Here is a 13,423-nt window from a genome sequence, read left to right on the forward strand (position 1 = left end):
CGAACCGTCCGGTCCGGCCGGACCGGACGGGCCAGGGAACGAGATGAGGAGCCGGGCCGGCAGCGCACGCGCCTCGTGCCGGGACAAGGGGAAGGGGAGCCGTCATGGTGTCCGTGGGAGAGAGACTGAGTAACGCGCGGGACCGGGCGTTCATCGGCCGGGACAAGCAACTCGCGCGGTTCGCGGAGGCGTTGGCGGGTGATCCGCAGGCGCCCTTCGCGTTCTACGTGTTCGGGCCGGGCGGGATCGGGAAGTCGACGCTGCTGCGCCGGCTGGCGGACCACGCCCGTACGGCGGGCCGGCTGCTCGTCGAACTCGACGGCCGCTTCGTCAGCCGGGACCCGGCCGATTTCGAGCGCGCGGCCGGACCGTTCCTCGACGTTCCCGGCACGGTCCTGGTCGTGGACTCCTTCGAGCACTGCCAGTGGCTGGAGAGCTGGCTGTGGCACCACTTCCTGCCCCGTGCGGCGGACAGCACCCTGGTCGTCCTGGCCGGCCGGCTCGCACCGCAGCCGCAGTGGACCGCCGACCCCGCTTGGGCCGGGCTCCTGCACGTGACCGAACTGGAACCCTTCTCCGAGGAGCAGGCGCAGAGCCTGCTGGCGGCAACCCAGCTCCGTCCGGAGATCCGCGCCCGGGTGCTCCGATTCGCCGGAGGCAACCCTCTGGCCCTGTCGCTCGCGGCAGCCGCGGGCTCGACGGGCTGCGGCGGGGAGGAGACCTGGGCCCCGTCGGCGGACGTCCTGCGCACCCTGCTGGCGGGGTTGATCGGTGAGGTGCCCACCGCCGCCCACCGCCGCGCCCTGGAGGTGGCGGCCCAGGCGTACGCGACCTCCGAGGAGCTCCTCGCCGCGGTGCTGCCCGAGGAGGACGCCCACCTCCTCTTCTCCTGGCTCCGGGACCTGCCCTTCATGGAGTCCACGCACCGCGGGCTCCACCCGCACGATGCCGCACGCGAGACCCTGGCGGCCGACCTGCGCTGGCGGGCGCCCACCACCTTCACGGCCACGCGCCGACGGCTGGCGGAGGAGTACCTGCGCGTACTGCGCGAAGCGCCGGAGGAACGGGTCTGGACCGTCACCGACGAACTCTTCTACCTCTTCCGGGAGGGCGAGACCCTGGCCCGACTGCGCACCTGGTCCCGTGAGGAGGAGGTGCACGACCGCCCCCTGCACCCCGGCGACCTCGCGGTCGTCCTGCGCATGGCGGCGGAGACCGAGGGGGCGGCCTCCGCGGAGCTGGTCCGCTACTGGGCGCAGCGGCAGCCGGAGGCCTTCAGCGTCTACCGGCTCGTGAGCACGGGCCGCATCGTGGCGTTCACGGCACGGCTCGCCCTGCCGGCCCCCGCCGACCCCCAGGACGTGGCCACCGATCCGGTCGTCGCCGCGGCGTGGGGGCACACCGAGGCCACCGCTCCGGTGAGCCCCGGCGAGCACATCGGCATCAGTCGCTTCTCGGTCTACCCGGAGTACTACCAGGTCCCCTCGCGCGTCATCGACCTGAGCAGTTCCCGCGCCCAGGCGGAATCGGCCCGGGCCCGTGGCCGCGCCTACGGCTTCGCCGTCTTCCGCGACGCCGAGACCTGGGCCGAACGCGTCAAGGGCACGCTCGCCGACACCGGCGCGCGACCGCGGGTGGGCGAGTACACGTACGGGGTGTTCGGCGTCGACTGGCGCCAGGAGCCCGTGGAGACCTGGCTCCGGCGCTTCATATCGGCCACCGAGCAGCCGGTACCCGCGGGGCCCTCGCCCGTCGCGCCCGTCTCGCGCGCCGCGTTCGACCAGGCCGTACGGGAAGCGCTGACGCACTGGCGCAACCCGGGCGCCTTCGCGGCCGGCGCACTGCTGCGCGCCCGTCTCGCGGACGGATTCAGTGATCCCGCCGAGGAGTTGCGCGCCCTGCTGCGCCGGACCGTCGACGGCCTCGCCGACGATCCGCGCGCAGTACGGGCCCGCGAGGCCCTGACCGCGGGCTACTTCTCCGGTGCGCCCACGCAGGAAGCCGCGGCCCGCCGTCTCGGCCTGCCCTACGGCACCTACCGGCGCCACCTGCGCCAGGGCCTCGACCTGCTGTGCGAGGCCCTGTGGGAGCGGGAACTGCACGGCCCCGGCCAGGGCTCGTAGCCGGAGCGGTCCGGGTCGTTCCGGGCCTGTCCCCCGCCAACGCGCTTGCGCACAGCGGCCGGTGGACAGCTGCGGACAGGAGTGGACAGTCCCGGTCCCCCCTGCGGCCTGGATAGTGGACAGCGTTCCGCACGAGTCTGTGCGTCATGAACCTCCCACACACACGGACCGCCCCGGCGCCGCCCGCGCCCCGGCCGGGAGCCGCGCTCGCGGCGCTCGCCGCGGCCCAGTTCACGGTCATGCTCGCCACCTCGAACGTGAACGTGGCACTCCCGCGGATCGCCGCCGGAGTGGGTCTGTCGGACGGCGGCACCACCTGGGTGGTCAACGCGTACGGTCTGGCGTTCGGGGCGCTGCTCCTGGCGGGCGGCCGGGCCGCCGACCTCCTCGGGCGGCGCCGGGTGCTGCTCCTCGGTCTCGGGCTGTTCGCCGCGGCCTCGCTCGCAGCGGGACTGGCCGGTTCCGCGAGCGTGCTGATCGCGGCCCGTGCCGCTCAGGGCCTCGGGGCCGCGGCCATCGCCCCGGCCGCGCTCGCCCTCGCGCTGGCCCTGTTCCCGCCCGGGCCCGGGCGGGGCCGGGTGCTGGGGGTGTGGGGCGCGGTCTCCGGTGCGGGAGCCGCCGGCGGCGTCCTCCTGGGCGGTGTCCTGACCCAGGCATGGGGCTGGCCCTGGATCTTCCACTCCGTGGCGCTCGGGACGGTGGTGGTCCTGGTCACCGTGGTGGTGCTCGTGCCACGGACGGCCGACCGGATGGCCGGGCGGTTCGACCTGCTGGGCACCGCCGTCGTCACCGTCGCCCTGACCTGTCTGGTCTGGGGACTGACCACCGCACGCGGGACCGGCTGGACGGACACACGGGTGTCGGGCGCGCTGGCCGGCGCCGCCGTACTCCTCACGGCCTTCGTCGTGATCGAGCTCCGAAGTCCGGACGCGCTGCTGCCGCCGCGCCTGTTCAGCACCGGCCGGGTCGCCGCGGGAAACCTGCTGATGGCCCTGCTGGGGTCCGTGTGGATCGCCCTGTTCTTCTTCCTGCCGCTCTACCAGCAACAGGTGCTCGGGGAGGGCCCCTTGGTCACGGGGGTCGGCCAACTCCCGCTCGCCGCGGCCAATGTGCTCGGCGCGGCCCTGGCACCGCGGGTCTCCCGGCGCATGGGCGCCACCACGACGCTGACCGCGGCCCTGCTCACCGAGGCCTTGGGCCTGCTGTGGCTGTCCCGGATCGGCGCCCACGGCAGCTACGCCACGGACGTGCTCGGTCCGAGCATCCTGGTCGGTCTGGGCCTGGGCATCGCCTTCGTCCAGCTCACCGCGCTCGCCGTGGAAGGCGTCCCGGCGCGGGACGCGGGGCTGGCCGGCGGCCTGGTGAACACCACGCGCCAGGTCGGAGGCGCGATCGGCCTGGCCGCCCTGGCGACCCTCGCCGGCTCCGTCACCGCGCACTCCGCCGTCCACCAGCCGCACCTGGAGGCGCTCACCAGCGGCTACCGCACCGCGTTCACGATCTCGGCCTCGGTCGTCGCCGCCACCGCGCTCCTGGCCCTCTTCCTCGCCCGCCGGGCCGACCCCACCGGCCCGCCCACCACGACCACCGCCACCCGCCCGCCCACCGACCCCGCGGAGCTCCCCCGTCCCTCCCGAACCGGCTGAACCGATCCTTCGGTACCAGCACCGGAACATCCTCCTCATCCCTGCCATCCCCGTCACTACAGAAAGCACAGTCATGGTCACCATCGACGAAACCGCCCCCGCCATCGTCCGCCTGAGCACCACGATCGCCGCCCCTCTCGCGACGGTGTGGGCCCTGCACACCGACGTCGCGGACTGGCCCGCCTGGAACCCGGACATCACCCGGGCCGAGCTCGACGGGCCGCTGCTGCCCGGCAGTTCCTTCAGCTGGCAGACCCACGGCCTGGACATCACCTCCACCGTGCAGGAACTGGTGCCCGGCGAGCGGAGCGTGTGGGGCGGCCCCACCAACGGCATTGACGGCATCCACGTATGGACGTTCGAGCAGAGCGGCGACCACGTCACCGTCCGCACTGAGGAGTCCTGGAGCGGAGCTCCCGTCGAAGCCGCGACCGAGCAGCTCGCCAAGGCCCTCCACGACTCCCTGGAGAGCTGGCTGGCCCACCTCAAGTCCCGCGCCGAACGGGCCGCCTGACCTACCGCCCCACCCACCGGCCCACACCCACTGCAACAACCAGCGCCCCGCATACACCGGAAGAGGTTCCGCAATGACGTCCGACAAGCCGTACCTGAACGGTCACTACACCCCCGTCACCGACGAGGTCACCGCCACCGACCTCACCGTCGAGGGCACCCTGCCCGCCGAGCTGACCGGCCGCCTGCTCCGCAACGGCCACAACCCCAAGCCCGGGGTCACCCCGACGCACTGGTTCAAGGGCAGCGGCATGGTCCACGGGATCCGGCTGCGCGAGGGCCGCGCGGAGTGGTACCGCAACCGCTGGGTCCGCACCCCCGCGCTCGAGGGCGCCCCGTACATGACGGAGAAGGGCCCCGACCTGACGGCCAGCACCGCGGGCACGCACATCATCGAACACGCCGGACGCCTTCTGGCCCTGTGCGAGTCGAACTTCCCCTTCGAGCTCACCCCGGAGCTGGAGACCATCGGAGTCCACGACTTCGGCGGCAAGCTGCGGACCGCGATGACCGCGCACCCGAAGGAGGACCCGGTGACGGGGGAACTGCACTTCTTCGGGTCCTCACCGTTCCCGCCCTTCCTGACGTACTACGTCGCCGACGCCAAGGGCCAGATCGTCGACAGCGCCGAGGTTCCGGGGGCGAGCGCCTCCCTCAAGCACGACTTCGCCCTCACCCGCCACCACGTGGTCTTCGTCGAGGGCAACGTGACCTTCGACCCGACCGACCACTCCGGCATCCCCTACGGCTGGAGCGATCAGCAGCCCTCCCGCATCGGCATCATGCCCCGCGGCAACGACGGCGCGCGCCGCGTCCGCTGGTTCACCATCGAGCCGGGCAACATGCTCCACGTCTCCAACGCCTTCGAGGACGGCCAGGGCCGCATCGTCCTGGAAGGTCCCACAGTGGACCGTGAGGGGTTCCAGCTGTCCTGGAACTGGTGGGCCGGCAACCCCGTGCGGGGCACCGAGCCCGTCTCCCGCTCCTTCTCGCGCCGCTGGGTCATCGACACGGTCTCCGGCACCGTCGACGAGCAGATCACCGACGACCTCCCCGTGGAGTTCCCCACCCTCAACGAGGACTACTTGGGCGTCGAGAACCGCTACCAGTACGCCGTCTCCTTCCCCGACGAGAAGGGCTTCGGCGGCTACGGCCTCGTCAAGTACGACCGCACCACGGGCACCCGCCGGATCCACGAGGTCGGCGACGCCCGGATGCCCAGTGAAGCCGTCTTCGTCCCCGCGGCCGGGGCCGCCAACGAGGACGACGGCTACCTCCTGACCGTCGTCTCCGACCTCAAGCAGAACGCCTCGCAGCTGCTGGTCCTCGACGCCTCCGGCCTGGACCGGGTCGCCACCGTCCACCTGCCCCACCGGGTGGCCGCCGGGCTCCACGGCTCCTGGCTCCCCGACGCCGGCAGCGCCCCCGAGGGCGCCGAAGGCTGATCCGGCAAGGAGGCAGGAAAGCGCTGAGGCACTGAGGCACGCCGGCCCGCAGAGGTTTCGCGGGCCGGCGCCGCCGCGTCTCCGCCCGCGTACGCGATGCTGGCGGCGGCCCACCCAACCATCGCCCCGGTGTGACGGAGCACTCCCGGCCCCCGCGCCGGACCGCCTTGTCATCCCGCGAGAACACGCCGGACAATATTTCACGTACGGTAGCGACGAACATCCCACGAGTGATGATCACATCGGGGTGTGAGGGGCTGATCACCACCCATGACGACTCGACCGACACCGACCGCACCGCAGGGCGAGGCATCCGGACGGCTGCCCCGGTACCGCCGGGAGCTGGCGCAGGACCTCGCGCGGCACGTGGTCACCGAGCTGGCTCCGCGCGAAGCACGGCACTTCGAGCAGCGGGCGCGGGCACACTTCCGGCCGCGCCTGCCCTGGAGCGGCCGCCGCACCACGCGGTTCGATCCGTGGGGGCTCCCGGCGGAGCTCCTGACGCCGGCCGCACTGGCGGTGGCCACCGCCCTCCTCGGCGGCACGATCCCGCCGGCGCTGTGCCTGGCCCTGCTGGCCCCCACGTGCGGCGTGCTCGTGTCCTTCCGGGTCACTGCGGCCGCCCTCTACGACCTGCGGCACCGCGGGACGCCCCGGCCGGGCCGGTGGCCACGTACCGCCTACGGAGCACACGAGTCCAGGCGGCCGAAAGCCGTCCGGCAGGATTCCCTGCCCTGCCCCCTCGTACGGGGACAGGACAGGGACGGGGACGGGGCCAGGGACACGGCGGCTCAGGACCGCGTCACGGCCGAGCCGCCGGCCCGGCAGCCGCCCTCCTGAGGGCTACCGGTCGGCCAGGACCGCCTCGGCCACCGACCGCGGTACGGCCGCGGGCGCGGCCGGGCGGGTGGAGAAGGTGCCCCGGCCCCGGGTCCGGCCGCGGAGCCCGGACGCGTAGCCGAACAGTTCGGCCAGGGGAACGGCCGCCGTGACCACAGCGGTGCCGGCCTGGGTCGTGGAGCCCGAGACCCGCCCACGGCGGGCCGCGAGATCGCCGAGCACCCCGCCGACGGTGTCCTCGGGGACGGTGACCGTGACCTCCACGACCGGCTCCAGGAGTTCCATCACGCTCGCTCGCAGCGCATCGCGCAGTGCGAACCGGCCCGCCGCCCGGAACGCCAGCTCCGAGGAGTCCTTGGAGTGGGTCGCGCCGTCGGTGAGGGTGACCAGCAGTCCGGTCACCGGGTAGCCGCCCAGGGGACCCTCGGCGAGGGCGTCCCGGCAGCCTGCCTCGACGGCGCGCACGTACTCCTGGGGCACCCGGCCGCCGACGACCGTCGAACGGAACTCCATCCCCGCCTCCTTCCTCGGCTCCACGTCCACGACCACGTGCGCGAACTGTCCCGCCCCGCCGTCCTGTTTGACGTGCCGGTAGACAAGATCCGACACGCCCCGCACCACGGTCTCCCGGTAGGAGACCTGCGGCCGGCCCACGGTGACGTCCAGCCCGTGGTCCCGGCGCACCTTCTCCACCGCGACCTCGAGATGGAGCTCGCCCATCCCCGACAGAACCGTCTGGCCGGTCTCCGGATCGGACCGCACCACGAGGGAGGGGTCCTCGACGGCGAGCCGCGCCAGCGCCGCCGACAGCCGGGCGACGTCGGTGTTGCGGCGGGCCTCCACCGCCACCGTCACCACCGGTTCGGCGACCCGGGGCGGTTCGAGGACCACGGGCGCGGACGGCGCGCACAAGGTCGACCCGGCGCGTACGTTCTTCAGCCCCACCACGGCGACGATGTCACCGGCCGTCACCTCCTCCATCTCCTCGTGCCGGTCGGCCTGCACGCGCAGGATCCGGCCGATCCGCTCCGTCCGGCCCGCGCCGGCGTCCAGTACCGTCTCCCCCTTGCGCGCCGTGCCCGCGTACACGCGCAGGTAGGTGAGCCGGCCGGTGGCCGTGGCCGTCACCTTGAAGGCCAGGGCGGTGAAGGGCTCCGCCGCATCGGTGGCCCGCTCCTGCTCGGTGCCGTCGAGCGTGCCCCGTACGGCGGGCACGTCGGCGGGTGAGGGCAGGTACGCCAGGACCGCGTCGAGCAGCGGTTCCACACCCCTGTTGCGGTACGCCGAGCCGCACAGCACCACGAGGCCGTCCCCGCTCAGGGTCAGGTCGCGCAGTGCGGCGGCCAGGGTCCGCTCGGTCAGGGCCGCTGCCGCGCAGAACTCTTCCAGCGCGGCCGGGTGGAGTTCGGCCACCGCCTCCTCCAGTGCCCGGCGCCTGCGGCGGGCCTCCTCCCGCAGCTGTTCGGGCACCGGACCGCTCTCGCACGTGTCGGTTCCGGTACGCCAGACCAGTGCGCGCATCCGCAGCAGGTCGACCACCCCGGTGAAGCCGTCCTCCCGCCCGATGGGCAACTGGACCACCAGGGGGACGGCACCGAGCCGCTCCCGGATCGACGCGACGGCGTTGTCCAGGTCCGCGCCCGCCCGGTCGAGCTTGTTGACGAACGCGATCCTCGGCACGCCGTGCCGGTCCGCCTGCCGCCACACCGACTCGCTCTGCGGCTCGACGCCCGCGACGGCGTCGAACACCGTGACCGCGCCGTCGAGCACCCGCAGCGAACGCTCCACCTCGTCGGAGAAGTCGACGTGGCCCGGTGTGTCGATCAGGTTGAGACGGTGGCCGCGCCAGGCGCAGCTGACGGCCGCCGCGAAGATGGTGATGCCGCGGTCGCGTTCCTGGGGGGCGAAGTCGGTGACGGTGGTGCCTTCGTGGACCTCTCCGCGCTTGTGGACGGTGCCGGTCGCGAACAGGATCCGCTCGGTGACCGTCGTCTTGCCCGCGTCGACGTGCGCGAGGATCCCCAGGTTGCGGGTGGTGGAGAGGGAAGCGGTGGAGGGGGAAGCGGTGGTGAAGGGTCGCTGGTCGGTGCGCATGGCCCGATGCCTTCCGGATGATGAGGAGTGGGGCGGCGCGATTCCCGGACGAAGGGGGCTTGGCCTTCGGGCCTTACGTTCCCCGGCGGCGAGCCGTGTGCCGTCGGACGCGCACGGCCGGGCCCGGTCGACCGGGTCGGGGCGGCGGGTATGCGAAGGCGCGGAACGGTACGGCGCGGTGCGGGCGGAGCTCGAAGGTCAGACGTGCGTCACGGGCATACGGTGGCGGCCGCGCGGCCGGCACCGCACGTCGCGGGACACCGGGATCACGTCGTACCGGGCAGGGGGAACGAAGGCGGCGGTGCGGTGACGGCACATGGCCCGGTTCCCCTCTCCTCGACTCGGCTGCGAACGCGCCGTGATGTGCTGCGGCGCGTGAGGCGAGTCTAGTGAGCCGGGTCCGCCGCGGCACCGGAATATCCGCACGGGCACGGCTGGTTCCGCCTCTCCCGCCGCCGCGCGGGTGTGGCGTTCCCCGACACCGACAGGATTCGGCGGCCACTTCTGGTGCAGATCACCATCACCGGTCCGGCCCCGCTCGCCCAGGATGTGAGGACCGCCCGGCCCACTGCCGCGACGACAACGATCCCCGCACCGGAAGGACCCCCGAGTGAACCCCCGCGAGATCAAACCCGGCAACCGCGGCTACCTCTACGTAAACAGCCACCCGACCGGGTGCCAAGCGGTGGTCAACCGCATGTGGGAGCGGACGCCGGACCCCGTCGGCGACCGCCCCGGGCCGGTCGCCCTCGTCATCGGCTCCAGCGCCGGCTACGGGCTGGCCGCGACCCTGGTCGGCCTGCGCGCCCACCGGATGCGCGGGCTCGGCATCGCCTACGAGGCCCCCGCGACCGAGCGCCGCACCGCCGGGGCGGGCTGGTACCGCACCGCGCGGACCGCCGAACTCGCCGCCGGGGCCGGTGCCGACTTCAGCTTCCTCAACGGCGACGCCTTCTCCGACGGCGTCAAGGACGAGGCCGCCGACCTGCTCGCCGCCCGCTTCGGCACGATCGACCTGCTCATCTACAGCGTCGCGGCCCCGCGTCGCACGGACCCGCTCACCGGCGTGGTCCACCACTCCGTCATCAAGCCGCTCGGCGCCGACTACCGGGCCAAGACCCTGGTGTTCGAGGACGGCGTCCCGCGGATCGGCGAACTGCACCTGCCGGCCGCGGACGAGGAGGAGCGCGACGCGACGGTGCGGGTCATGGGCGGCGCCGACTGGCAGAGGTGGATCGACGTCCTGCAGTCCAGGGGACTGCTCGCCGACGGCTTCCGGACCGTCGCCCTCTCGTACGTCGGGTCCGACATCACCGCGCCCGTCTACCGGTCCGGCACCATCGGCGCCGCCAAGCAGCACCTCGAGGACACCGCCCGCGCCATCGACACCCGGCTCAAGGGAACGGGCCGCGCGCACACGGTCGTCGCGGGCGCGGCCGTCACCCAGGCGTCCACCGCCATCCCGAGCATCGCGCTCTACACCAGCATCCTCCACCGCGTCACCGGTGAAGGCTGGCAGGACACCGTCGAGCAGGCGGCGGCCCTGTGGAGCCGGCTCGTCGGTGACGCCGAGCCCGATCCGGACGACCGGGGCCGTATCCGGCTGGACGGCTGGGAGATGGATCCCGGGGTTCAGGCCGCCGTCCGTGCCGCGTGGGACCGGGCCACCACCGACACCATCGCCACCGGCGCGGACACCGCCTGGTTCCGCGAGCAGGTGGGCGGGCTCTACGGCTGGGACGTTCCCGGCGTCGACTACGGGGCCGAAGCCGGGACGGCCGTCCCGTGGCCCGCCTCCCCCTCGTCCGAAGCGCGCCCGGGGTACGCGGAGCCCGTGGGCTAACGGCGCGCGCGCCGACGCCGTACGAGGATCCCGACGACCGCCCCGGCCAGGGCCGTTGCCGCCACGCCCGCTGTGGTCCACCAGAGACCGGACCCCGATGCGGGCTCCGTCGGGGCCGAAGGGGTCGGGTCAGGGGCCGGGCCGACGGTCTGCGTCCGGGTCGCCGCGGGTGACGGTGCGGTGGGGCGGGGATCCGGGGTTCCGGTGGGTGGCGCCGGGTCCACCACCGGTACGCCGACTTCGAGTTCGCCGTGTCCGAGCGCGGGGAATCCCACGTCCACGGTGACCTTCCAGGTGCCGGGCGGCAGGGACTCGGCCGTGGTCCAGCCGGCCGGCGCCGCGGCGGGATCACGCACGAGCCGCCAGGGGCCCATGGTGCGGGTGCCGTCGGCGCTGACCGCGTTCACGGTGGCGGCGACCGCCTCCTCGACGGCGTCCCCGTCGTTCTCCCAGGTGACGTCGGCGGTGACGTGGCCGTCCCGCTGCCCGGTCATCGCCACCTTCACGGTGTCGCCGTGGGCCTGCGCCGCGGCGGGGGACAGCAGGATCAGGCCGAGGGCGGCCAGGACGGCCTGGAAAGCGATTCTTGTACGCATCGTGGCGGTGCTCCGGGTGGGGTGTGGGGCCGGCGGACGGCCGCGTCGCGCGACCGTCCGCCGGAGGGCGTTTCAGGTGGGGCCGGAAGGGTCAGCCGGCCTTCTGCACGGTCCAGACCTGCGCCGGGCGGCCGTCGGCGCGCTGGAGGTCGAGCAGCCAGTTCCCGTAGTAGGGGCGGCCGCTCACGGTCAGCGCGAAGGCACCGCTCCGGTCGGTGACGCTCACCGCGCCGCCGCGGGAGGTCAGCTTCCAGGCCTGCGCACCGCTGCCGCCGCAGGGCTGCTGTGCGACCCACATGCCCGCGGCCGGAGTACCGCCGGGCTGCAGGCACTTGCCGGAGACCGCGGAGCGGATGCGGACCAGTCCGCTGCCCGCGTCGTCGAAGTACCACTGCTGCTGGGCGTACCCGTTGGAGCGCGCCCCGACGAGCACGGTGCCGTCGGCGCTGCGCCCGCCCCAGATCTCGGCGGCCATGCCGGTGCTGCCGTTGCCGAGCAGGTACCGGGTGCCGGGGGTGACGGCGCCGCCGCCCGCGGCCTTCGTACGGAAGGACACGGCCTTGCCGGGTCCGCTGTCCTTGCCGGAGCTGTCCCGGACGGAGACGGCGACCGTGTAGGAGGTGTCGGGGCGGAGGTTGTAGATGCGCAGCACCGGTGACTGGACCCAGGCCAGGTGCTTGCCGTTCAGCAGGACCTGGTACCAGGAGGCGCCCTCGACCTTGGGCCAGTTCACGACGGCGGAGTCCGACTGGAGCTGACCGATCGTCACCGCCGGTCCGCCCGTGGGCTTCTTGGTCGGCGTGGGCGTCGGCTTCTTGGTCGGTGTCGGGCCCGGGTTCGGACCCGGGTCGATGCCACCCCCGCCCTCGTTCCGCATCAGGAACTGGTTGTCGGCGATGTTCCAGTGCGTGGCCAGGTAGCTGCCGGCCTTGGGGCTGGTGTGGAAGTAGTCGTCGTGGTTGCAGTCCAGGATGTTCTCGGCCGCCTGGTTGGTGCAGACGTTGCGCATCTGCGGGTAGTACGGGGTGTCCGAGTAGCACATGACGTCGAACTCGTCGGTGCAGTGCGCGCCGCGGCTGGTGTTGGGGGCGCTGTTGTTGACGGCGCCGAGGTTGTGGCCGAGCTCGTGCGCCGCGGTGTGACCGCCCCAGCAGCCGGAGTCCGTGCGCCCGTACGAGGGGCCGAAGTTGCTGAGGTTGCTCTGGCCCGGCCGCTCGTCGCCGTTGAAGGTGCCTATGCCGCAGTAGACCTGGGTGTCCGCGAAGATCATGTACTTGCGGTCCTTGCGGTTGAGCCCCTTGCCGGCGAGCGCGGCGTTGGTCGCGCTGAACTCGGACAGTGCCGAGTCCGGGAGCTCGATGCTGAGGACGGCCGGGGTGCAGTCGGCGGCCGTCACGTAGCGGATGTGGCGGACCCCGCCGGTCTCCTGGGCGCTCGTCGAGTAGATGAGGTCGGCGTCGGCCGCCCACTTGCGGAACGAGGCCAAGTACTCGGAGTAGCGGTCCCGGCCGGGGCCGTGGACGTACACGACCTGGACGCGGTTGCCGGTGTTGCCGTCGCCGTCGCAGCGGACGGTCTGGCCGGCGGGGCCGGCCGCGACGTTCTTGCCGGCGGCCGAGGGCGCGGGCGCGGCGGACTTGTCGGCGGTGCGGTCGGCATCGGCGGCGGGCGCGTCCTGAGGACGCCCGCCGTCTTCGCCGGTCGCCGGGTCGTCGGCGGCGGGCCGGGCCGGATCGGCCGCGGGCGCCGACGCCTTGACGGCGGGCGGTATGTCCTTCCTGATGTCGACGCCCTTGGGCGGCGCGTCGGGCCCGTGGGTGCACAGACCGCCTCCGGTCCGGTACACGCCGGCGCACCGGTCACCCTTCGGGGCGGCGGCGAGGCCGTCGTAGACCATGCCGCGCGCGCTCTCGTTGGCGGGCGCGCCCACGAGGGGTTGGGGCTCCTGGTCCCGGGCGGGTGCGGCGGCCGGTGCGGCAACCTCCGCACCGGCCTGTGCGGGCACGGCCTGGGCGCCGTCGCCCAGGCCGGAGTAGGCGATGCCGACGGCTATCAACCCCGACGTGGCCATGGCGGCGGTGAGGAGCATCAACCGCCGGGGTTTGCGCCGGTGTTCACGCCGTCCACGTCTTCCTGTCATGGGCACCTCAAGTCATTGTTCGGATGAGTGGGTGCGCGGAAGCCTGCCAGACGAATGCTGAGGAAATTTCGGACAAACAGGGGTGCGCTTCAGGAAATCGTTCCGTTACCTGTCCATCGAATTTGACGAACAATCAACAGTCGTTATTTCAGGTGCAGTTACGCGCGTCACTCAAATTGGTCC

General features: G+C 73.2%; 9 protein-coding genes. 6 read left to right on the forward strand and 3 right to left on the reverse strand.

Annotated features, from left to right (window positions below; translation table 11 throughout):
* Positions 1–104: 104 nt before the first annotated feature.
* The 5 genes from OG389_RS02805 to OG389_RS02825 all read left to right on the forward strand — a co-directional run bounded on the left by OG389_RS02805 (position 105) and on the right by OG389_RS02825 (position 6,567).
* Positions 105–2,123 (forward strand): ATP-binding protein, encoded by a 2,019-nt coding sequence (locus OG389_RS02805; protein ID WP_328296842.1) that lies wholly within the window; start codon positions 105–107, stop codon positions 2,121–2,123.
* Between the two features lie 146 nt (positions 2,124–2,269).
* Positions 2,270–3,769: an MFS transporter gene (locus OG389_RS02810; protein WP_328296843.1), complete on the forward strand. Its 1,500-nt coding sequence runs from the start codon at positions 2,270–2,272 to the stop codon at positions 3,767–3,769.
* A gap of 73 nt (positions 3,770–3,842) precedes the next feature.
* Positions 3,843–4,283, forward strand: coding sequence for an SRPBCC family protein (locus OG389_RS02815; RefSeq protein ID WP_328296844.1), 441 nt, complete (start codon positions 3,843–3,845; stop codon positions 4,281–4,283).
* Positions 4,284–4,356: 73 nt separating this feature from the next.
* Positions 4,357–5,727, forward strand: a complete 1,371-nt coding sequence (locus OG389_RS02820) for a carotenoid oxygenase family protein (RefSeq protein ID WP_328296845.1) — start codon at positions 4,357–4,359, stop codon at positions 5,725–5,727.
* A 270-nt stretch (positions 5,728–5,997) separates the two neighbouring features.
* Positions 5,998–6,567, forward strand: coding sequence for a hypothetical protein (locus tag OG389_RS02825; RefSeq protein ID WP_328296846.1), 570 nt, complete (start codon positions 5,998–6,000; stop codon positions 6,565–6,567).
* A 3-nt stretch (positions 6,568–6,570) separates the two neighbouring features.
* Here the strand turns inward: OG389_RS02825 and fusA are convergent, their stop codons facing one another.
* Positions 6,571–8,661 (reverse strand): elongation factor G, encoded by a 2,091-nt coding sequence (gene fusA / locus OG389_RS02830; RefSeq protein WP_328296847.1) that lies wholly within the window; start codon positions 8,659–8,661, stop codon positions 6,571–6,573.
* 610 nt (positions 8,662–9,271) lie between these two features.
* Between fusA and OG389_RS02835 the strand changes: the two genes are divergently transcribed.
* Positions 9,272–10,504 carry an enoyl-[acyl-carrier-protein] reductase FabV gene (locus OG389_RS02835; RefSeq protein ID WP_328296848.1) on the forward strand — a complete coding sequence of 411 codons (1,233 nt, stop codon included), beginning with the start codon at positions 9,272–9,274 and terminating at the stop codon, positions 10,502–10,504.
* Here OG389_RS02835 and OG389_RS02840 read toward each other — a convergent pair.
* Together OG389_RS02840 and OG389_RS02845 are read right to left on the reverse strand one after the other, a co-directional pair.
* Positions 10,501–11,100 (reverse strand): hypothetical protein, encoded by a 600-nt coding sequence (locus tag OG389_RS02840; protein ID WP_328296849.1) that lies wholly within the window; start codon positions 11,098–11,100, stop codon positions 10,501–10,503. The genes OG389_RS02835 and OG389_RS02840 overlap by 4 nt on opposite strands.
* Positions 11,101–11,191: 91 nt before the next feature.
* Positions 11,192–13,240: an RICIN domain-containing protein gene (locus OG389_RS02845; RefSeq protein WP_328296850.1), complete on the reverse strand. Its 2,049-nt coding sequence runs from the start codon at positions 13,238–13,240 to the stop codon at positions 11,192–11,194.
* Between the last annotated feature and the right edge of the window lie 183 nt (positions 13,241–13,423).

Origin of the sequence: Streptomyces sp. NBC_00435 (genome assembly GCF_036014235.1) — a bacterium.
Classification (GTDB): Bacteria; Actinomycetota; Actinomycetes; order Streptomycetales; family Streptomycetaceae; genus Streptomyces.

Bases quoted from the DNA above. Each gene is read 5' to 3' on its own strand.
- OG389_RS02810 (WP_328296843.1), top strand. From the start codon at position 2,270: ATGAACCTCCCACACACACGGACCGCCCCGGCGCCGCCCGCGCCCCGG.
- OG389_RS02820 (WP_328296845.1), top strand. From the start codon at position 4,357: ATGACGTCCGACAAGCCGTACCTGAACGGTCACTACACCCCCGTCACC.
- OG389_RS02815 (WP_328296844.1), top strand. From the start codon at position 3,843: ATGGTCACCATCGACGAAACCGCCCCCGCCATCGTCCGCCTGAGCACC.
- OG389_RS02840 (WP_328296849.1), bottom strand. From the start codon at position 11,100: ATGCGTACAAGAATCGCTTTCCAGGCCGTCCTGGCCGCCCTCGGCCTG.
- OG389_RS02825 (WP_328296846.1), top strand. From the start codon at position 5,998: ATGACGACTCGACCGACACCGACCGCACCGCAGGGCGAGGCATCCGGA.
- fusA (WP_328296847.1), bottom strand. From the start codon at position 8,661: ATGCGCACCGACCAGCGACCCTTCACCACCGCTTCCCCCTCCACCGCT.
- OG389_RS02805 (WP_328296842.1), top strand. From the start codon at position 105: ATGGTGTCCGTGGGAGAGAGACTGAGTAACGCGCGGGACCGGGCGTTC.
- OG389_RS02845 (WP_328296850.1), bottom strand. From the start codon at position 13,240: ATGACAGGAAGACGTGGACGGCGTGAACACCGGCGCAAACCCCGGCGG.